15 protein-coding genes and 1 pseudogene are annotated in these 19,776 nt (G+C 51.9%); 2 read left to right on the forward strand and 14 right to left on the reverse strand.

What is annotated here, in order from left to right; all coding sequences use genetic code 11:
• Positions 1–63: 63 nt before the first annotated feature.
• From carB to C1192_RS12865, 10 genes and pseudogenes are all read right to left on the reverse strand, one after another.
• The gene (gene carB / locus C1192_RS12820; RefSeq protein WP_038354933.1) at positions 64–3,282 is read right to left on the reverse strand and encodes a carbamoyl-phosphate synthase large subunit; all 3,219 of its coding nucleotides are present in this window, start codon (positions 3,280–3,282) and stop codon (positions 64–66) included.
• A 17-nt stretch (positions 3,283–3,299) separates the two neighbouring features.
• The gene (gene carA, locus C1192_RS12825; RefSeq protein ID WP_001517722.1) at positions 3,300–4,448 is read right to left on the reverse strand and encodes a glutamine-hydrolyzing carbamoyl-phosphate synthase small subunit; all 1,149 of its coding nucleotides are present in this window, start codon (positions 4,446–4,448) and stop codon (positions 3,300–3,302) included.
• 456 nt (positions 4,449–4,904) lie between these two features.
• Entirely contained in the window at positions 4,905–5,726 is an 822-nt protein-coding gene (gene dapB, locus C1192_RS12830; RefSeq protein WP_000543592.1) for a 4-hydroxy-tetrahydrodipicolinate reductase, read from the reverse strand.
• Positions 5,727–5,892: 166 nt separating this feature from the next.
• Positions 5,893–6,807 carry a ribonucleoside hydrolase RihC gene (gene rihC / locus C1192_RS12835; RefSeq protein ID WP_038354932.1) on the reverse strand — a complete coding sequence of 305 codons (915 nt, stop codon included), beginning with the start codon at positions 6,805–6,807 and terminating at the stop codon, positions 5,893–5,895.
• A gap of 65 nt (positions 6,808–6,872) precedes the next feature.
• Entirely contained in the window at positions 6,873–7,823 is a 951-nt protein-coding gene (gene ispH / locus C1192_RS12840; protein WP_038354931.1) for a 4-hydroxy-3-methylbut-2-enyl diphosphate reductase, read from the reverse strand.
• Between the two features lies 1 nt (position 7,824).
• Complete coding sequence (gene fkpB, locus C1192_RS12845) at positions 7,825–8,274, reverse strand: FKBP-type peptidyl-prolyl cis-trans isomerase (RefSeq protein WP_000004655.1); 450 nt, start codon at positions 8,272–8,274, stop codon at positions 7,825–7,827.
• Positions 8,275–8,381: 107 nt separating this feature from the next.
• Complete coding sequence (lspA, locus tag C1192_RS12850) at positions 8,382–8,876, reverse strand: signal peptidase II (protein ID WP_038354930.1); 495 nt, start codon at positions 8,874–8,876, stop codon at positions 8,382–8,384.
• Entirely contained in the window at positions 8,876–11,692 is a 2,817-nt protein-coding gene (gene ileS / locus C1192_RS12855) for an isoleucine--tRNA ligase (protein WP_038354929.1), read from the reverse strand. The genes lspA and ileS overlap by 1 nt, the downstream gene beginning before the upstream one ends.
• 42 nt (positions 11,693–11,734) lie before the next feature.
• Entirely contained in the window at positions 11,735–12,676 is a 942-nt protein-coding gene (gene ribF, locus C1192_RS12860; RefSeq protein WP_000767344.1) for a bifunctional riboflavin kinase/FAD synthetase, read from the reverse strand.
• A gap of 7 nt (positions 12,677–12,683) precedes the next feature.
• Positions 12,684–12,902 (reverse strand): annotated as a pseudogene (locus C1192_RS12865) (DUF2575 domain-containing protein).
• Between the two features lie 102 nt (positions 12,903–13,004).
• On the opposite strand from C1192_RS12865, the gene rpsT reads away from it, so the two are divergent.
• Positions 13,005–13,268, forward strand: a complete 264-nt coding sequence (gene rpsT / locus C1192_RS12870) for a 30S ribosomal protein S20 (RefSeq protein ID WP_001274018.1) — start codon at positions 13,005–13,007, stop codon at positions 13,266–13,268.
• 102 nt (positions 13,269–13,370) lie between these two features.
• Here rpsT and nhaR read toward each other — a convergent pair whose 3' ends face one another.
• Together nhaR and nhaA are read right to left on the reverse strand one after the other, a co-directional pair.
• The gene (gene nhaR / locus C1192_RS12875) at positions 13,371–14,276 is read right to left on the reverse strand and encodes a transcriptional activator NhaR (protein ID WP_000062876.1); all 906 of its coding nucleotides are present in this window, start codon (positions 14,274–14,276) and stop codon (positions 13,371–13,373) included.
• 59 nt (positions 14,277–14,335) lie between these two features.
• Positions 14,336–15,502, reverse strand: coding sequence for a Na+/H+ antiporter NhaA (gene nhaA, locus C1192_RS12880; protein ID WP_000681378.1), 1,167 nt, complete (start codon positions 15,500–15,502; stop codon positions 14,336–14,338).
• Positions 15,503–16,085: 583 nt separating this feature from the next.
• Here nhaA and mokC point away from each other — a divergent pair.
• Positions 16,086–16,238 carry a type I toxin-antitoxin system toxin MokC gene (gene mokC / locus C1192_RS12890; RefSeq protein ID WP_042348928.1) on the forward strand — a complete coding sequence of 51 codons (153 nt, stop codon included), beginning with the start codon at positions 16,086–16,088 and terminating at the stop codon, positions 16,236–16,238.
• 104 nt (positions 16,239–16,342) lie between these two features.
• Here the strand turns inward: mokC and dnaJ are convergent, their stop codons facing one another.
• Positions 16,343–17,473, reverse strand: a complete 1,131-nt coding sequence (gene dnaJ, locus C1192_RS12895) for a molecular chaperone DnaJ (protein ID WP_038354928.1) — start codon at positions 17,471–17,473, stop codon at positions 16,343–16,345.
• Positions 17,474–17,561: 88 nt separating this feature from the next.
• Positions 17,562–19,478, reverse strand: a complete 1,917-nt coding sequence (dnaK, locus tag C1192_RS12900; protein ID WP_000516135.1) for a molecular chaperone DnaK — start codon at positions 19,476–19,478, stop codon at positions 17,562–17,564.
• Positions 19,479–19,776: the final 298 nt, after the last annotated feature.

Here is a 19,776-nt window from a genome sequence, read left to right on the forward strand (position 1 = left end):
CAGAGAACCGTATTAGATATTTGATCAAAATGGCGGATAAAACATATCCTCCATGACACTCCATTATTTGATCTGCGCGTGCATTTCCTGTACCGAAATCACTTTTTCGGTCGCATCGGCATTCAGCGCCATTGCGGTAGCGAAACCGCCATTCAGGGTGGTGTCGTAATGCACTTTATATTGCAGCGCACTGCGACGAATCACGCGGGAGTCTTCAATCGCGCGACGGCCTGAAGTGGTGTTGATGATATAGGTATATTCGCCATTCTTAATACGATTCTGAATGTGCGGACGACCTTCATGCACCTTGTTAACCAGACGCGGGTTGATGCCCGCTTCACCCAGCACAATCGCTGTACCGTGGGTTGCATCCAGCTCGAAGCCCTGCTTCAGCAGTTTTGCTGCCAGGTCCACTACACGCTCTTTGTCGCCTTCGCGCACGGAGAGCAGCGCACGGCCCTGTTTCTTCATCGTGGAGTTGCTGCCCAACTGTGCTTTAGCAAACGCTTCAGCGAAGGTGCGACCAACACCCATCACTTCCCCGGTAGAGCGCATTTCTGGCCCTAACAGCGGGTCAACGCCCGGGAATTTGTTGAACGGCAGTACCACTTCTTTCACCGAGTAGTACGGCGGGATAACTTCTTTAGTCACGCCCTGCTCAGCCAGCGATTTACCTGCCATCACGCGTGCCGCCACTTTCGCCAACGGAACACCGGTGGCTTTGGAGACGAACGGAACGGTACGCGCCGCACGCGGGTTAACTTCAATCAGGTAGACTTCGTTGTTTTTCACTGCAAACTGCACGTTCATCAGGCCGCGCACCTGCAATTCGAAGGCCAGTTTCTGCACCTGCTGGCGCATTACATCCTGAATTTCCTGACTTAACGTGTATGCAGGCAGAGAACACGCTGAGTCACCAGAGTGCACACCAGCCTGCTCAATATGTTCCATAATGCCGCCAATCAGCACCATTTCGCCGTCGCAGATAGCGTCCACATCGACTTCTACCGCATCATCGAGGAAGTGATCCAGCAGCACGGGGGCATCATTGGACACGCTCACCGCGGTCTGGAAGTAACGACGCAGGTCGGCTTCGTCGTAGACGATCTCCATCGCCCGACCGCCAAGAACATAAGACGGACGCACCACCAGCGGGTAACCAATCTCTTTCGCCTTCTCAACTGCCATCTCAATAGCAGTAACGGTGGCGTTCGCCGGTTGCTTCAGTTTCAGACGGTCAACCGCGTGCTGGAAGCGTTCACGGTCTTCCGCACGGTCGATGGCATCCGGACTGGTGCCAATAACCGGTACACCAGCGGCTTCCAGCGCGCGCGCCAGTTTCAGCGGAGTCTGACCGCCGTACTGGACGATAACGCCTTTCGGTTTCTCGATGCGCACAATTTCCAGCACATCTTCCAGGGTTACCGGCTCAAAATAGAGACGGTCGGAAGTGTCGTAGTCGGTGGAGACGGTTTCCGGGTTACAGTTAACCATAATGGTCTCAAAACCGTCTTCGCGTAGCGCCAGCGAGGCGTGTACGCAGCAGTAGTCAAACTCGATACCCTGGCCGATACGGTTCGGGCCGCCGCCGAGCACCATGATTTTGTCACGCGTGGACGGATTCGCTTCGCACTCATCTTCATAGGTGGAGTACATGTACGCAGTGTCAGTCGCAAATTCTGCGGCACAGGTATCAACGCGTTTGTAGACCGGGTGCAGGTTGTACTGGTCGCGCAGTTTGCGGATTTCCGCTTCGCGCACACCTGCCAGTTTAGCCAGACGCGCATCGGCAAAACCTTTGCGTTTCAACTGGCGCAGGAAGTCAGCGTTCAGGCCAGTGATACCCACTTCTGCCACTTTCTCTTCCAGACGCACCAGCTCTTCAATTTGTACCAGGAACCAGCGGTCAATGTTGGTCAGGTTAAAGACGCCGTCTACAGACAGGCCCGCACGGAAGGCATCTGCGATGTACCAGATACGCTCTGCGCCTGCATCTTTCAGTTCACGGCGGATTTTAGTCAGGGCTTCCGGATCATCGAGGCTCACTTTCGGATCGAAACCGGTCGCGCCCACTTCCAGGCCGCGCAGGGCTTTTTGCAGCGATTCCTGCTGCGTGCGACCAATCGCCATCACTTCACCAACCGATTTCATCTGGGTGGTCAGACGGTCGTTAGCCCCGGCAAATTTCTCGAAGTTAAAGCGAGGAATTTTGGTGACCACGTAGTCAATGGACGGCTCGAAAGAGGCCGGAGTACGACCGCCGGTGATGTCGTTCATCAGTTCGTCGAGGGTGTAACCGACCGCCAGTTTCGCCGCCACTTTGGCAATCGGGAAGCCAGTGGCTTTCGACGCCAGCGCCGAAGAGCGGGATACACGCGGGTTCATTTCGATAACAATCAGACGACCGTTTTTCGGGTTAACCGCAAACTGGACGTTGGAACCGCCCGTTTCAACACCGATTTCACGCAGTACCGCCATCGAGGCGTTACGCATGATTTGATATTCTTTGTCGGTCAGCGTCTGGGCTGGCGCTACGGTAATGGAGTCACCGGTGTGGATGCCCATCGCATCGAAGTTTTCGATAGAGCAGACGATGATGCAGTTGTCGTTTTTATCACGCACCACTTCCATCTCGTACTCTTTCCAGCCAATCAGCGACTCGTCAATCAGCAGCTCTTTGGTTGGGGAGAGATCCAGACCGCGAGCGCAAATTTCTTCAAACTCTTCGCGGTTATAAGCGATACCGCCACCACTACCGCCCATAGTGAAGCTGGGGCGAATGATGCACGGGAAGCCCACGTCAGCAGCAACCGCCAGTGCTTCTTCCATTGAGTGCGCGATACCGGAACGCGCGGTTTCCAGACCGATTTTCTTCATCGCCACGTCGAAACGGCGACGGTCTTCTGCTTTATCAATCGCGTCGGCGGTGGCACCAATCATGGTTACGCCGAACTCTTCCAGTACGCCCTGGCGCTCCAGTTCCAGTGCACAGTTCAGCGCTGTCTGGCCGCCCATCGTTGGCAGAACTGCATCCGGGCGCTCTTTTTCGATAATTTTGCGTACTACTTCCCAGTGAATCGGCTCAATGTAGGTCGCATCGGCCATTTCCGGATCGGTCATAATGGTCGCCGGGTTGGAGTTCACCAGAATGACGCGGTAACCCTCTTCACGCAGGGCTTTACATGCTTGCGCGCCAGAGTAGTCAAACTCACACGCCTGGCCGATAACAATCGGGCCAGCACCCAGAATCAGGATACTTTTTATATCTGTACGTTTTGGCATGGCTCTTTTACTCCTGATTACTTAGCGGTTTTACGGTACTGCTCAATTAACTCGATAAAGTGGTCGAACAACATAGCTGCGTCGTGCGGCCCCGGGCTGGCTTCAGGGTGCCCCTGGAAGCTGAATGCCGGTTTATCGGTGCGATGAATGCCCTGTAACGTACCGTCGAACAGGGATTTATGCGTCACGCGCAGATTTGCAGGTAATGTTGCTTCGTCCACCGCAAAACCGTGGTTCTGGGCGGTAATCATCACCACATTTTTCTCAATATCTTTAACCGGATGGTTGCCGCCATGATGACCAAATTTCATTTTGACCGTCTTCGCGCCACTGGCCAGCGCCAGCAACTGATGACCGAGGCAGATGCCAAATACCGGGATGTCAGTTTCGAGGAATTTCTGGATGGCGGTAATCGCGTAATCGCATGGAGCCGGGTCGCCAGGACCGTTCGAGAGGAAGATGCCGTCCGGATTCATTTTCAGCACGTCTTCAGCAGACGTTTGCGCCGGAACGATAGTCAGGCGGCAGCCTCTGTCCACCAGCATCCGCAGGATGTTGCGCTTAGCACCGAAATCGTAGGCCACCACATGGAACGGCAGCTCGTCTTCTTTTTTCGCTTCCGGCAGGCCGCCAGCCAGCGTCCAGCTCCCTTGTGTCCAGCTATAGGCTTCAGCAGTAGTCACTTCTTTTGCCAGATCCATGCCGTTCAGCCCAGGGAACGCGCGGGCTTTTTCTAACGCCAGCGCCGCATCCGGGTTATCGCCCGCGATGATGCAACCATTCTGTGCGCCTTTCTCACGCAGTAAACGCGTCAACTTACGGGTATCGATATCGGCAATCGCCACAATGTTATGGCGTTTCAGGTAAGAAGAGAGGTCTTCGGTATTACGAAAGTTGCTGGCAATCAGCGGCAGATCGCGAATCACCAGACCTTGTGCATGTACCTGGGAGGATTCTTCATCGGCGTCATTAGTGCCGACATTACCAATATGGGGATAAGTAAGAGTAACGATTTGGCGAGAATAGGAAGGATCAGTGAGGATTTCTTGATAACCGGTCATTGAAGTATTGAAAACGACTTCCCCAACCGCCGAACCTGTTGCCCCTATGGCCCGACCGTGAAACTGGGTTCCGTCTTCCAGAACCAATAGCGCTGACTTAATCAAAACACCCTCCAGAGAATATTCACTCACTTTATTTGCATATTAATTAACAATGATGACATGAATCAATGCAAATCTGCTTACCGACGAATTTCTGGCAAACGGCGGCATTCTGGAGATATGGAAGCTAAAAGTCAACTCAATCGCGGTATTTATTATATGATTTTATGCATCACACATATTTTGATGGCATTAAGCGGCAAAAATATCATCTAACATAGTCTGGAAAACGCTTGCGCAGAGAGAAGAATGTATAAAACCAATTTCGTCAGATAAAAAGCGGACCAAACGGTCAAAATTTACATTAAAACAACAAAAATCATCAACAAAACATGATATTTTTAGCAACTCACACAAATTAACAATAAGAACAATCAAAACAAAAGGGCTAAAATTTAAAGCCCTTTATAATTATAAAGTTAGATGTGTTATTTTTGCATCAACTCTAATGTTTTGTTGTTATAACGCATTGAGATTAAGCACATCTCGCATGTCAAAAAGCCCACTTTCTTTGCCATTCAGCCACAAAGCCGATCTTACCGCGCCGTTAGCAAAGGTCATGCGGCTGGAAGCCTTATGCGTAATCTCCAGACGTTCGCCAATATCGGCAAACATGGCGGTATGTTCGCCAACGATGTCGCCGGCACGGACGGTGGCAAAACCAATGGTGCCTGGCACTCGTTCACCGGTATGACCTTCACGGCTGTAAACTGCGCAATCTTTCAGATCTTTGTTCAGTGCATGGGCAATCGCCTCTCCCATCGCCAGCGCAGTGCCCGACGGCGCATCCACTTTATGCCTGTGATGTGCTTCAATAATCTCGATATCCGTGTAGTCACCCATTACCTGAGCGGCTTTCTCCAGCAGCTTAAGCATCACATTAACGCCGACACTAAAGTTGGCGGCAAAGACAATCGCAATATCCCCGGCGGCATCACGAATCGCCTGCTTGCCTGCGTCATCAAAACCCGTCGTGCCAATCACCATCCCTTTGCCATGCTGGCGACAAAATGCCAGATGGTTCAGCGTGCCTTCCGGACGGGTAAAATCAATAAACACATCAAAATCATCTTTTACCGCATCCAGGCTGCTTTGTACGGTAACGCCGGTTTTTCCGGCTCCAGCCAGTTCACCGGCGTCACTGCCCAGTAAAGAAGATCCTTCACGCTCCAGCGCCGCGCCAAGCTGCACGCCCTCTAACGCCAGCGCCGCCTGAATCAACTGGCGGCCCATACGCCCACCGGCTCCCGCGATGGCAACGCGGATGTTTGCATCATGCATAGCTATTCTCTTTTGTTAATTTGCATAGACCGTTTTCAGAGTAACCAGCGCATCGCTACGCCGCCAGCCAAAAACGCCGATAATTAGAAATTAATGATAAACAGGGAGGGATATCAGTGAAAGGCATGAGTCAGTAAATGACTACATGCCGATAATATGTGACAGGTTATGGTGCCAGGGTCAGCACCTCAGCCACCCACTGTTGGAAACCTTTCATATCCAGATCCAGCGCCACCTGTACATTGGCAGGTTTACCCAGGCAACCGTCAATATCAACGACCGTAGTGCCCGAAGTAAATTCCCCCTGAGTTTCCACCGCCACAAAACAGGGTTTGAGGGTGAACAAATCCGGACGCACCAGCCAGGCGATAGCGCAGAGATCGTGCATACGCAGACCACTTTGCATACTGCCGCTGCGATAGTGGCTAAACAGGGCGTGAAGCATTTTCCCGGTACGATTCAACTCCGGCAACGTGGCGAGATAGTCTGGGGTTAATATCGCCTGATTGGTGACATCCAGACCACACATGACAATTTCAATGTCACTACGGAAGACACATGCCGCTGCTTCCGGATCGGCTGCGATATTAAACTCGGCGTTTGGCGTACAGTTGCCGCGTCCGGCGGAACCGCCCATGATCACCAGACGGCGAATATGCGGTTTGCATTCCGGGCATTGTGAAAGTAACAGCGCGATATTGGTCAACGGGCCGATAGCCACCAGAGTAACGGGTTCTGGCGCACGTATCAGAGCATCACGAATAGCCAGAAATGCCGGTTTATCCAGCGGGCTTCTGTTGTGTTCAACAAAGTCGTAGCCAGCCATTCCCGATTCGCCGTGCACAGATGCCGCATTACGCGGCGCGCGTACCAGCGGTACAGCAGCGCCCTGGGCGAGCGGAATATCCACATTCCAGAAATGCAGCAGTTGCAGGGCGTTACGCGTGGTTTTCTCAACTGAGACATTACCCGCAACGGTGGTCATCAGTTGCAGGTCGAGTTCGGGAGCAAAAATCGCGGCGGCAATGGCAACGGCATCATCGATGCCGGGATCAGTATCGAGGAAAATAGGTAATCGCATGTTTTCTCCATAAAAAATGCCGGTAACAAGACCGGCATTTTCGCATAACTTAGGCTGCTAATGACTTAATCAACTTTACGAATATCCACACGCAACTCTTTCGGCACTTCGAAAACAATGTTTTCTTCGCGGCCTTCCAGCGGAATGGCTTCGCCGCCGCCAAGCTGCTGTAAACGTGCAACCACATTCTGCACCAAAATATCCGGAGCCGATGCCCCCGCAGTCACGCCGACACATTTAACGTCTTTCACCCACTCTTCCTGGATATCTGTCGCATCATCAATCAAAAACGCGCGTTTGCCCATACGCTGTGCCAGTTCCGCCAGACGATTGGAGTTGGATGAGTTTTTCGAACCAACGACCAGTACCACTTCCGCCTGCTCTGCCAGAGCGCGTACCGCTTCCTGGCGGTTGGTGGTGGCGTAACAGATGTCATCTTTGCGCGGCCCGACAATCTTCGGAAAACGTTTACGCAGCGCATCGATAACATCCGAAGTGTCATCCACCGACAGCGTGGTCTGGGTCATAAAGGAGAGTTTATCTTCGTTTTTGACCGTCAGTTTCCACACGTCGTCCGGTGACTCGACCAGATACATTCCCCCTTCCGGGTTACTGTACTGCCCCATCGTACCTTCCACTTCCGGGTGCCCGGCATGGCCAATGAGAATAGATTCTTCGCCACGACGGCTGGCGCGGGCGACTTCCATATGCACTTTGGTCACCAGCGGACAAGTTGCGTCGAATACCGTCAGATCGCGGCTTTTCGCTTCGTTGCGTACAGCCTGGGAAACACCGTGCGCGGAGAAAATCAGGATTGCGCCATCCGGCACTTCGCTGATCTGCTCAATAAAGATAGCGCCACGCTCGCGCAGGCTATCGACCACGTAGCGGTTATGCACCACTTCGTGGCGGACATAAATCGGTGCGCCGTAAATGGCCAGCGCGTTTTCAACAATGCTGATAGCGCGGTCTACCCCGGCACAAAAACCACGTGGGTTGGCCAACAGGATCTGCATGTTACGCCTCCAGTGCCGGATCGATTTCCAGCACTTCAATATCAAAATGAACGGTCTGCCCGGCCAGCGGATGGTTGAAATCAACGGTAATAGAGTCGCCGTTAATCTCGCGGATCACGCCAGGCATCTCACTGCCATCCATTGCGGTAAAAAGCATTATTGCGCCAATTTCTGGCTCGCCTGCATCCATAAACTCACGGCGGGAGAAGTACTGAATCAGGTCCGGTGACGGTACGCCAAACGCCGCATCAGGCTCCAGCGAGAAGGTGGTTTTATCGCCCACTTTCAGCCCCAGCAGGTGTTGCTCCAGCCCTTCGGAAAGAGAAGCGTCGCCAAGGCGGAACAGCGCCGGTTTACCGTTGTTGCGGGTAGACTCAGCGGTGGTGCCATCGTCGAGTTTTAGCGTGAAGTGCACCAGGACGGCGCTATTGCTCTGTACAGATTCAGACATGCAGGTTTGCTCTTGTATTTTGAGGATGTTTGCCGGATGCGGCCTACGATTTCGCAGCAATCTGTAGGCCGGATAAGATGCGTCAGCATCGCATCCGGCAGGGTTTATTATTGTTTTTTCGCTTTCGAAGGCAAAAAACCTTCCAGCACAATCAGTGCCGCACCGACACAGATGGCAGTATCAGCGAGGTTGAAGGTGGCGAACTGCCAGTCGCCAACGTAGAAGTCGATCATATCGACCACAAAGCCGTGCCACAGGCGGTCGAACAGGTTGCCCAGCGCACCGCCAATAATCAGCGCGTAAGCAATGTTGTTCAGTTTCTGCGTGGCCTTCGAGCGATACATCATCACCGTCAGGATCACGCTAATACCAATTGCAATACCGGCAAAGAACCAACGCTGCCAGCCGCCGCTATCGGCAAGGAAACTAAACGCCGCGCCATAGTTACGCGCATAATGCAGATTAAGCGACGGGAACAGCGGAACCGTATCCCCCAGAGCAAAATTCTGGAGGATAAGGTATTTGCTGCCCAGATCGATAATCAGCACGACTACTACCAGCCACAGCCAGCGTAGCCCTGTTGAACAGATCGATTGACTCATCAGGCAAACTTACGTTTTTCACCGTCACCGGCGACGTTGCTGACACAGCGGCCGCAGATTTCTGCATGCTCCGCCACCTTGCCGACATCCTGGGTGTAGTGCCAGCAGCGTGGGCACTTCTCACCTTCGGCTTTACTCAACGCGACTTTCAGCCCTTTGAGTACTTCGCTCTGCTGAGCATCAGCAGGTGCGTTGTTATAGTCTACAACGGTAGCGCCGGAGGTCAACAGGACAAATCGTAATTCATCGCCCAACGCGTTCAGTTTCGCTGCCAGTTCCGGTTCTGCGTACAAGGTTACTGCCGCTTCCAGCGAGCCACCCACTTTCTTGTCAGCACGCGCTTGCTCAATGACTTTGTTCACTTCGCCACGCACTTGCAGCAACTCGTCCCAGAACGCATCGTTCATCGCTTCGCTGTCAGCCAGACCAAACAGACCTTCGTACCACTCACCGGTAAAGACGTATTTTTCACGTTCGCCCGGCAGGTAACCCCACACTTCATCCGCGGTGAAGGAGAGGATCGGTGCCATCCAGCGAACCTGCGCTTCTGCGATGTGATACAGCGCAGTCTGGCAGCTACGACGCGCCACGCTATCTGCTTTGGCGGTGTACTGACGGTCTTTGATGATGTCGAGGTAGAAAGAGCCCATCTCAACGGAGCAGAAGCGCATCAGACGCTGTACCACTTCGTGGAAATCGTATGCTTCGTAAGCCTTGATGATGTCTTCCTGAGCCGCTTTCGCACAACCCACGGCCCATCTGTCCAGTACCACCATCTCTTCCGGTTTCACCATATCTTTTGCCGGATCGAAACCATTGAGGTTTGCCAGCAGGAAGCGTGCGGTGTTACGGATACGACGATAGCTGTCAGCAGCACGTTTCAGGATCTCGTCAGAAACGGCCATTTCGCCGGTGTAGTCAGTTGATGCCACCCACAGACGCAGAATATCCGCGCCAAGCTTGTTCATCACATCCTGCGGCGAAACGGTGTTGCCGATGGATTTAGACATCTTGCGACCCTGACCATCCACGGTAAAGCCGTGAGTCAGTACCTGACGATATGGCGCTTTGCCTTTCATCGCAGTGGAGATCATCAGGGAAGACATGAACCAACCACGATGTTGGTCAGAACCTTCCAGATACATGTCCGCAGCGTGACCGGCAAATTCCGGACGCACGTCAACAACGGAAGAGTGCGTAGATCCGGAGTCAAACCATACGTCCAGCGTATCCGGCACTTTCACGTACTGGTCAGCGTCGTCACCGAGGATCTCTTTTGCATCGAGATCCCACCACGCCTGGATGCCGTCAACTTCAACGCGTTTTGCCACTTCTTCCATCAGTTCAAGGGTACGCGGATGCAGCTCTTCAGTGTCTTTGTGCACGAACAGTGACATCGGTACGCCCCAGGTACGCTGACGGGAGATACACCAGTCAGGACGGTTAGCGACCATCGACTCAATACGCGCCTGGCCCCAGTCCGGGATCCACTGCACGCCTTTGATCTCTTTCAGTGACTGCGCACGCAGACCTTTCTGATCCATGCTGACGAACCACTGTGGCGTCGCACGGAAGATGATTGGGGTTTTGTGACGCCAGCAGCACGGATAGCTGTGCTGCAGCTTCTCAACATGCAGCAGCGCGCCTTTTTCCTGCAACAGTGCAACGACAATATCATTCGCTTTGAAGACGTTCACACCGTCTAACGTCGGGTAAGTTCCCTGCAGATAAGTACCGTCCGGGCCAACCGGGTTAGCGGTTTCCAGACCGTATTTCTGACCGATAACATAGTCGTCAGGGCCGTGGCCAGGCGCGGTGTGAACAGCACCAGTACCGGCATCCAGCGTGACGTGATCGCCAAGAATTGCCGGAACATCGAAGCCCATAAACGGATGGGTAAAGCGCAGCAGTTCCAGCTCCGCACCTTTCACCGTGCCGAGGATGGTGTATTCGGTAACGCCGATACGCTGCATCACACTTTCAACCAAATCTTTCGCAAGGATCACGGCCTGACCGTCGATCTGCACCAGCGCATAGTCGAAATCCGGTGCAATAGAGATTGCGCGGTTCGCAGGCAGGGTCCACGGCGTTGTGGTCCAGATAACCAGAGAGATCGGGCCATTAACGTCAGAAACGCCAAATTTCGCTTTCAGCGCATCCTGATCGGCGGCGTGGAACGCGACGTCGATGGACGGGGAGGTTTTGTCGTAATACTCAACTTCCGCTTCCGCCAGCGCGGAACGACAGTCTACGCACCAGTGCACCGGTTTAGCGCCTTTGTGCAGATGGCCGTTGCCGATAATTTTGCCCAGCGCACGGATGATGTTGGCTTCGGTTTTGAAGTCCATAGTCAGGTACGGATGTGACCAGTCGCCCAGCACCCCCAGACGGATAAAGTCTTTGCGCTGACCATCAACCTGGGTCGCTGCATATTCGCGACACTTGGCGCGAAACTCGGCTGCGGTGAATTTCTCACCCGGCTTACCGAACTCTTGCTCTACTTTCAGCTCGATCGGCAGACCGTGACAGTCCCAACCAGGCACATACGGCGAGTCATATCCAGAAAGCCCTTTGGACTTGATGATTATGTCTTTCAGAATCTTGTTAACCGAGTGACCAATATGAATGCTGCCATTCGCATAAGGAGGGCCATCATGCAGAATGAAGGTTTTTTTGCCTTTTTTAGCCGCACGGATGATGCCGTACAGATCATCATCAGTCCAACGCGCCAGCATTCCCGGTTCGCGCTTGGCGAGGTCGCCACGCATCGGGAACCCTGTTTCCGGCAAATTCAGGGTTGATTTATAGTCACTCATCAGATTCTCGGTTCCGTATTTCGGTTTGATTACATAACAGGCTTAAGCCGGTTTTGTTAGCCCAAAAAATTCGCGGGCGGTTAATTCATCACGCGCAATCTGCGCTTTCAGTTCGTCCAGCGACGCAAATCGCTGCTCACTGCGTATTTTTTTACGCAGCACTACTTGTATATGGCGACCGTAAAGGTCCATTGCAACATCCAGAACATGCACTTCCAGTTGCTGGCGAATGCCTGCTACCGTTGGGCGCGTGCCGATGTTCGCGACGCCAGGCAACGGTTTTTCACCGAGGCCCAGCACTTCCACCGCATAAACCCCTTTCACCGGGGAAACCTGACGACGCAGCGGTACATTCGCCGTCGGGAAACCAATAGTGCGCCCTAACTCATCACCGTGGACAACACGCCCGGAGATGGCAAACGGGTGCCCCAGTAAACTTTCAGCCAGAGCCAGGTTGTCATCCGCCAGGGCCTGACGCACGGCAGTACTACTGATACGCACGCCACCTTCACAGAAAGTTTGCGTACTGGTGATGTCGAAGCCGTATTCTGCGCCAGCTTTCTGTAATAACAAGAAATCGCCTTCACGACCAGCGCCAAAGCGGAAATCATCACCCACAGCAAGAAATTTTACCCGCAACTGCTTCACCAGTAGATCGCTGATAAAATTTTGCGCCGTCAGCGCCGCAAAGCGCCTGTCAAAACGCACGCACAGCACGTAATCTACGCCGCACTCGGCAAGATAACGCAGTTTTTCCCGCAGCCGGGTCAGGCGTGCCGGGGCTTTGTCGGTGGCAAACAGTTCCAGTGGTTGAGGCTCAAAAATCATCACCATCACCGGTAAGTTGCGCCTGCGCCCTTCTTCCTGCAAGCCCTGCAACAGCGCGCGATGACCGCGATGCACGCCGTCGAAATTACCAATAGTCAGCACACACCCTTCTTGCGGGGCCTGGCTGAGATTATGTATGCCGCGTATCAGCTTCATGTCTGGCTCAAAACAGTGAAAATCGTCCGAGTATACCTTGTACAGCGGTCAAGGTTAACCGGCGATTGAGTACTGAAATTAGAAAGAAGTGGCTTTTCATTGCCATGGCGCAAATCACGGTAAGAAACTAACGGCCTGCTGCAATTTTTCTCGCGGAAAAGCTGTATTCACACCCTGCAAGCTGGTAGAATCCTGCGCCATCACTACGCAACGAGCGCTGCCATATTAACGGCGCTTATTTGCACAAATCCATTGACAAAAGAAGGCTAAAAGGGCATATTCCTCGGCCTTTGAATTGTCCATATAGAACACATTTGGGAGTTGGACCTTGGCTAATATCAAATCAGCTAAGAAGCGCGCCATTCAGTCTGAAAAGGCTCGTAAGCACAACGCAAGCCGTCGCTCTATGATGCGTACTTTCATCAAGAAAGTATACGCAGCTATCGAAGCTGGCGACAAAGCTGCTGCACTGAAAGCATTTAACGAAATGCAACCGATCGTGGACCGTCAGGCTGCTAAAGGTCTGATCCACAAAAACAAAGCTGCACGTCATAAGGCTAACCTGGCTGCACAGATCAACAAACTGGCTTAATCGCCTTTTGTTGTCAGCTTTGTAAAAAAACCCGCGCAAGCGGGTTTTTTTATGCCAACGAGCAAAAGCAGGCCAACACTGTAGCCTGCAAAGTACGAATGGCTATTTCGCGGCTGAAGTAAACAGCGCAGAGTAATCTGTATTGCAAATACGCTGTACCGCAGGGTGCTGGATCATTCTTTCGGCAAAAATCGCATGGTACTCTTCCATGACGTTCTCAACGCGACCAATCTCCACAACCGAGTTATCGGTATAAAAATCATTGGCGTAAAGTGAAGGGGCAACAAAAATAGCATTGTGCGTCGCACCAAAGGCTTTCATCAACGCCGCATCATCAAACTCCCCCAGAATTTCAACATTCAATCCCTGGGAGTTAAACCAGTTTAATAGCTTGCGTCCCAACATTGAGCGCCGCCCCGGTATAAGTAAGCGACGTTGCTCCAGACAGGCTGGAAACGGTTTTTCTGGCAGCGGGTTAGTGCACCAGAAACTGACACCACACTCGCCAATTTTTATGGAAAATAGCCCCTCCTGCTGGGTGGAGTCGATCGGACAGTCAGAGATGATCATATCCAACTTATGCTGACTCAGTTGCTCCAACAGCATCTCGTGCGTCGATTCAAAGCAGCGTAGATGGATCTGCTCGTCTTCTACAACTGCGGCATCCAGAACACTGCTGACCAGGCGTTTCGAAAGTGCATCTGCAACGCCAACATCAAACAATAAGTTAGACTCTTTGCGATAGTTGACGATATCCAGCATTTCCTGGCTTAACGTGAACATTTTATCGGCATAGCGATAAACCAGTTCCCCCAGTTCACTGGGTTCCAGGCCACGTCCTTTGCGCTTAAATAGTTTCCCTTGCAGACGCTCTTCCAGCGCCCTGATCTGCCCGGTAATCGTTTGTGGTGTTAAATAAAGCGCCTCCGCTGCGCCAACCACAGAACCTTCTTTGTAGACATGCCAGAAGTAATACAAGTGGTTGTAATTGATATGAGACATGCTCATTTCTCTCCCTGATAACAATGAAAAGGGAGCCATTTATGGCTCCCCGGTACATCGCCCGATCAAACAGATGGACGTAGACGAATGCGTAGCCAGCTATATCCAATTACCGCCGAAGAGATTGAACCGACCAGAATGCCTAATTTCGCCCAGTTAATCAGTTCTGGATCTACGCTACCAAAGGCCAGGCTGGCGATAAAAATAGACATAGTAAAACCGATACCGCACAGGATCCCAACAGCCATAATTTGCTGATAAGTCGTTCCCTCTGGCAGATGTGCCAGCTTCAAACGCAGCGCCAGCCAGCAGAACAGACTAATACCCAGCGGCTTGCCAATCAGCAAACCGGCGATGATCCCTAATGGCAGAATGGAGGTCAGGCCATCCAGCGTCACGCCTTGCAGAGAAACACCAGCATTGGCAAAAGCAAATAGCGGCAAGATCAGATAAGCCACCCACGGATGCAATACATGCTCCAGGCGCTTCGCCGGAGAACGCCCATGTTTCTCTTTTAACGGAATAAAGAAGCCAACAATAACCCCAGCCAGCGTTGCATGGACGCCTGATTTCAGCACGGCCGTCCACAGCACCACACCAACCAGAATATAAACCCCTGTACGGCGCACGCCACACATGTTCAACACAGCGAGTACAGCAATCGCCACTGCAGCAACGCCAAGAGAAGCCATCGACAAGTCATTGGTGTAAAACAAGGCGATGATAATGATGGCACCAAGATCATCGATAATAGCCAGCGCCATCAAAAAGATCTTCAGCGCTAACGGCACACGGCTTCCCAATAACGCCAGTACACCAAGCGCAAAGGCAATGTCAGTAGCCGCCGGGATCGCCCACCCTTCACGAGTGATAGGATCAGCATAGTTAAAAGCCAGATAGAGCAATGCCGGGACAATCATCCCGCCGATAGCGGCAATGACCGGAAACGCAGCCTGCCGCAGGCTGGCCAGCGATCCTTGCATCAGTTCGCGTTTAACTTCCAGACCAACTAACAGGAAAAATATCGCCATCAGTGCGTCATTTATCCATAACAGCATGTTTTTGTTGATCTCAAGTGAACCAACCCGAAGCTGAACCGGCGTTTCAAGAAAGTCGTGATACCATCCACTGGTTGCGCCGCTGTTGGCCATAATCATCGCCAGAACAGCGGCAATAATGAGAATAATGCCTCCCGAGGCATCACTACTAAAGAATCGATGCAGATGTTTCACTTTTTATTTCTCTTTCAGGTGAATAGATCGTTTTTACTATTTTACCCCGCAAGAATCATCGTTAAAATCAGATTATAATGTAGGAATAGTTCGCTTTTTACGATCTATAAAGGAGGTTGCGTCACCAGCGGAGGAAGATTTTTTGACGCCCGAAAGCGGTGGCTGATGACCTCAAAACTCAATAATCATAGCTTAAGGTCACGATTTCTGAAGGATTTATTCGGAAAAGTAATAATTAATTTGTGGTAAGCCAGAGCTGTTTGTTAGGGCGATATTTCAAATATATCCAACTTGTCCTCAATAATTGCAATAAAGGGACAAATCAACGTTAACTAATTGAATCCTTAAAAAATTACGCCATAAAAATGCGAGGCGTCTTCAGGATTGGGGTTGATATAATCAAATGGATTAAAGTGAATAGTATAATAGCGGCGGGTGCTTGAGGCTGTCTGTCTCAGGCATTAGCTGGATGGCAGATAGAGAAAAGCCCCGAGTGATATTTTACCATCAACCCGAGGCCCCCTATATGCTGAACACATGTAGAGTGCCTCTTACTGACCGTAAGGTCAAGGAGAAGAGAGCAATGAAGCAGCATAAGGCGATGATTGCCGCCCTGATCGTCATCTGTATCACCGCCGTAGTGGCGGCGCTGGTAACGAGAAAAGACCTCTGTGAGGTTCACATCCGAACTGGCCAGACGGAGGTTGCTGTTTTCACGGCTTACGAATCCGAGTAAGAGCAACGGCGGGGAGTAATCCCCGCCACTTTACAGGTGCTCGCATATCTTCAACGCACCCTTGTTTTTACCCAAGCCTGCCCACGGGTAGGCTTTTCAGGAAATTAGCGAGTCAGGTCGTCAAAAAACTTCTTCACGCCGTCGAAGAAACTCTTCGAACGCGGGCTGTTGTGCTCGCCGGTTGGGCCTCCGAAGCTTTCTTGCAGATCTTGCAGCAGTTGTTTCTGCTTCTCGTTCAGACCTACCGGTGTTTCGACCACGACGCGGCACAGTAAATCCCCCTGCGCACCGCCGCGGACAGACTTCACGCCTTTACCACGCATGCGGAACAGCTTACCGGTCTGGGTTTCTCCAGGCACTTTCAGTTTGACGCGACCATCGAGGGTCGGCACTTCGATTTCACCACCAAGTGCGGCCATCGCGAAGTTGATCGGCACTTCGCAATACAGGTTGTTACCTTCACGTTCGAAAATCGGGTGCTGTTTAACCTGAACCTGAACGTACAGATCGCCTGCTGGTGCGCCGTGCTCGCCCGCTTCACCTTCGCCCGCAAGACGGATGCGGTCTCCAGTGTCCACCCCTGCCGGGATTTTAACGGACAGCGTTTTGCTACGCTCAACACGACCATGACCATGACATTTGTTGCACGGATCTTTGATCAGCGTACCTCGGCCCTGACAGTATGGACAGGTCTGCTGCACGGCAAAGAACCCCTGGCGCATCTGCACTTGACCAGAACCATGACAGGTCGGACAGGTCTGCGGTTGCGTACCCGGTTTTGCACCGCTACCGTGGCAAACGTCACACTCTTCCAGAGTCGGAATGCGGATCTCTTTGGTCACGCCACGTACAGCTTCTTCGAGGGTGAGCTCCATGTTATAGCGTAAATCAGCACCACGCGCCGCACGTTGACGACCACGTCCGCCGCCAAAAATATCGCCAAAAACGTCACCAAAAATATCGCTGAAGTCTGCGCCGCCGCCAAAACCGCCGCCGCCCATGCCGCCTTGCTCAAACGCCGCATGACCATACTGATCGTATGCCGCACGTTTTTGCGAATCGGTCAGAACTTCATAAGCTTCCTTGATCTCTTTAAATTTCGCCTCGGCCTCTTTGTCACCCTGGTTACGGTCCGGGTGATATTTCATGGCCAGGCGTTTATAGGCCTTTTTGATTTCACGCTCTTCCGCAGTTTTGGAAACGCCTAAAATCTCGTAATAATCTTGCTTAGCCATCTTTTTTAATTTGCCCCTAGATGAATGCACGGGCGGAGAGGAAAATCCCCTTCGCCCGTGTCAGTATAATTACCCGTTTATAGGGCGATTATTTTTTGTCTTTGACTTCTTCGAATTCAGCGTCGACAACATCGTCATCTTTCGCGTTGTTTGCAGAAGCATCAGCACCGGCAGTCTGCTGCTGGGCATGTTGCTGCTGGGCGATTTCCATCAGTTTCTGGGAAACCTGTGCCAGTTCCTGCATTTTCGCTTCGATAGCGGCTTTGTCTTCACCTTTCAGAGCAGTTTCCAGCGCAGTCAGCGCAGACTCGATGGCAGTTTTGTCGTCAGCCGGCAGTTTGTCGCCTGCTTCTTCAACCTGCTTACGGGTGCTGTGCAGCAGATGGTCGCCCTGGTTGCGAGTCTGTACCAGCTCTTCAAACTTACGGTCTGCTTCGGCGTTAGCTTCAGCGTCGCGTACCATTTTCTGGATTTCATCTTCGTTCAGACCAGAAGAAGCCTTAATGGTGATCTTCTGCTCTTTACCGCTGTTTTTGTCTTTCGCAGAAACGTGCAGGATACCGTCAGCATCGATATCGAAGGTAACTTCGATCTGCGGCATACCGCGCGGTGCCGGGTTGATACCATCCAGGTTGAACTGACCCAGAGATTTGTTATCAGCCGCACGTTTACGTTCACCCTGCAGCACGTGGATGGTTACTGCAGACTGGTTGTCTTCAGCGGTAGAGAACACCTGGCTGTGCTTGGTCGGGATAGTGGTGTTTTTCGCGATCAGCGTCGTCATCACACCGCCCATGGTTTCGATACCCAGAGACAGCGGGGTAACGTCCAGCAGCAGTACGTCTTTCACGTCGCCAGTCAGTACACCACCCTGAACGGCAGCACCGATTGCCACAGCTTCGTCCGGGTTAACGTCTTTACGCGGCTCTTTACCAAAGAATTCAGCAACTTTCTTCTGAACCATTGGCATACGAGTCTGACCACCAACGAGGATAACATCGTCGATATCAGATACGGACAGGCCCGCGTCCTGCAGAGCAACTTTCAGCGGCTCGATGGAACGGTTCACCAGGTCTTCTACCAAGCTTTCCAGTTTTGCACGAGTCACTTTGATGTTCATGTGTTTCGGACCGGTCGCGTCTGCAGTGATGTACGGCAGGTTAACGTCGGTCTGCTGAGCAGAAGACAGCTCGATTTTCGCTTTTTCTGCCGCTTCTTTCAGACGCTGCATTGCCAGCGGATCGTTACGCAGGTCAATGCCCTGATCTTTCTTGAATTCTTCAACCAGGTAGTTGATCAGGCGGCTGTCGAAGTCTTCACCACCCAGGTGGGTATCACCGTTGGTTGCCAGAACTTCGAAGGTTTTTTCACCGTCAACTTCGTCGATTTCGATAATGGAAATATCGAAAGTACCACCACCAAGGTCATAAACAGCGATAGTACGGTTGCCTGTACCTTTGTCCAGACCGTAAGCCAGTGCAGCAGCGGTCGGTTCGTTGATGATACGTTTTACTTCCAGACCAGCGATACGGCCTGCGTCTTTGGTTGCCTGACGCTGAGCATCGTTAAAGTATGCCGGTACGGTGATAACTGCTTCAGTTACCGGTTCACCCAGGTAATCTTCTGCAGTTTTCTTCATTTTTTTCAGCACTTCGGCAGAAATCTGCGGCGGTGCCATTTTCTGGCCTTTAACTTCGACCCATGCGTCGCCGTTATCAGCAGCAATAATTTTGAACGGCATGATGGAAACATCACGCTGTACTTCTTCGTCCTGGAAACGGCGGCCAATCAGGCGTTTAATCGCAAACAGGGTGTTTTGCGGGTTCGTCACTGCCTGACGTTTAGCCGGCTGACCAACCAGAGTTTCACCATCCTGGGTATAGGCAATGATAGAAGGCGTGGTGCGATCGCCTTCGGCGTTCTCCAGCACACGAGGAGTGGTGCCATCCATAATCGCTACACAAGAGTTGGTAGTACCCAAGTCGATACCAATTATTTTACCCATCTAAACGTCTCCACTATATATTCGGTCATCATGTGGTTGTGAGTCTGTAATAGGGGCGAAACGTCTGGTTTCAACTGCCCAATTTCATTTTTTTGCAGACTCACTCACTGCGGTTGACTACTAAATGGGGTCGTAACCCACGTCATCAAGGGGGAGATGCAAAAATTTTTTGTGCTTTTGCGCAGAAATTTCGCGATATGGCGGAAGAAGACGAGAAACGGACTGGAATTTAATTCCTATAAAGGATGAATTCAACACAAAATTATCACCAAAAAATTGTAATAAAAATAACATATTA

Origin of the sequence: Escherichia marmotae, from assembly GCF_002900365.1 — a bacterium.
Lineage (GTDB): Bacteria > Pseudomonadota > Gammaproteobacteria > Enterobacterales > Enterobacteriaceae > Escherichia > Escherichia marmotae.

Bases quoted from the DNA above. Each gene is read 5' to 3' on its own strand.
- dnaK (WP_000516135.1), bottom strand. From the start codon at position 19,478: ATGGGTAAAATAATTGGTATCGACTTGGGTACTACCAACTCTTGTGTA.
- ileS (WP_038354929.1), bottom strand. From the start codon at position 11,692: ATGAGTGACTATAAATCAACCCTGAATTTGCCGGAAACAGGGTTCCCG.
- carB (WP_038354933.1), bottom strand. From the start codon at position 3,282: ATGCCAAAACGTACAGATATAAAAAGTATCCTGATTCTGGGTGCTGGC.
- ispH (WP_038354931.1), bottom strand. From the start codon at position 7,823: ATGCAGATCCTGTTGGCCAACCCACGTGGTTTTTGTGCCGGGGTAGAC.
- rihC (WP_038354932.1), bottom strand. From the start codon at position 6,807: ATGCGATTACCTATTTTCCTCGATACTGATCCCGGCATCGATGATGCC.
- nhaR (WP_000062876.1), bottom strand. From the start codon at position 14,276: ATGAGCATGTCTCATATCAATTACAACCACTTGTATTACTTCTGGCAT.
- dapB (WP_000543592.1), bottom strand. From the start codon at position 5,726: ATGCATGATGCAAACATCCGCGTTGCCATCGCGGGAGCCGGTGGGCGT.
- fkpB (WP_000004655.1), bottom strand. From the start codon at position 8,274: ATGTCTGAATCTGTACAGAGCAATAGCGCCGTCCTGGTGCACTTCACG.
- lspA (WP_038354930.1), bottom strand. From the start codon at position 8,876: ATGAGTCAATCGATCTGTTCAACAGGGCTACGCTGGCTGTGGCTGGTA.
- ribF (WP_000767344.1), bottom strand. From the start codon at position 12,676: ATGAAGCTGATACGCGGCATACATAATCTCAGCCAGGCCCCGCAAGAA.
- dnaJ (WP_038354928.1), bottom strand. From the start codon at position 17,473: ATGGCTAAGCAAGATTATTACGAGATTTTAGGCGTTTCCAAAACTGCG.
- mokC (WP_042348928.1), top strand. From the start codon at position 16,086: ATGAAGCAGCATAAGGCGATGATTGCCGCCCTGATCGTCATCTGTATC.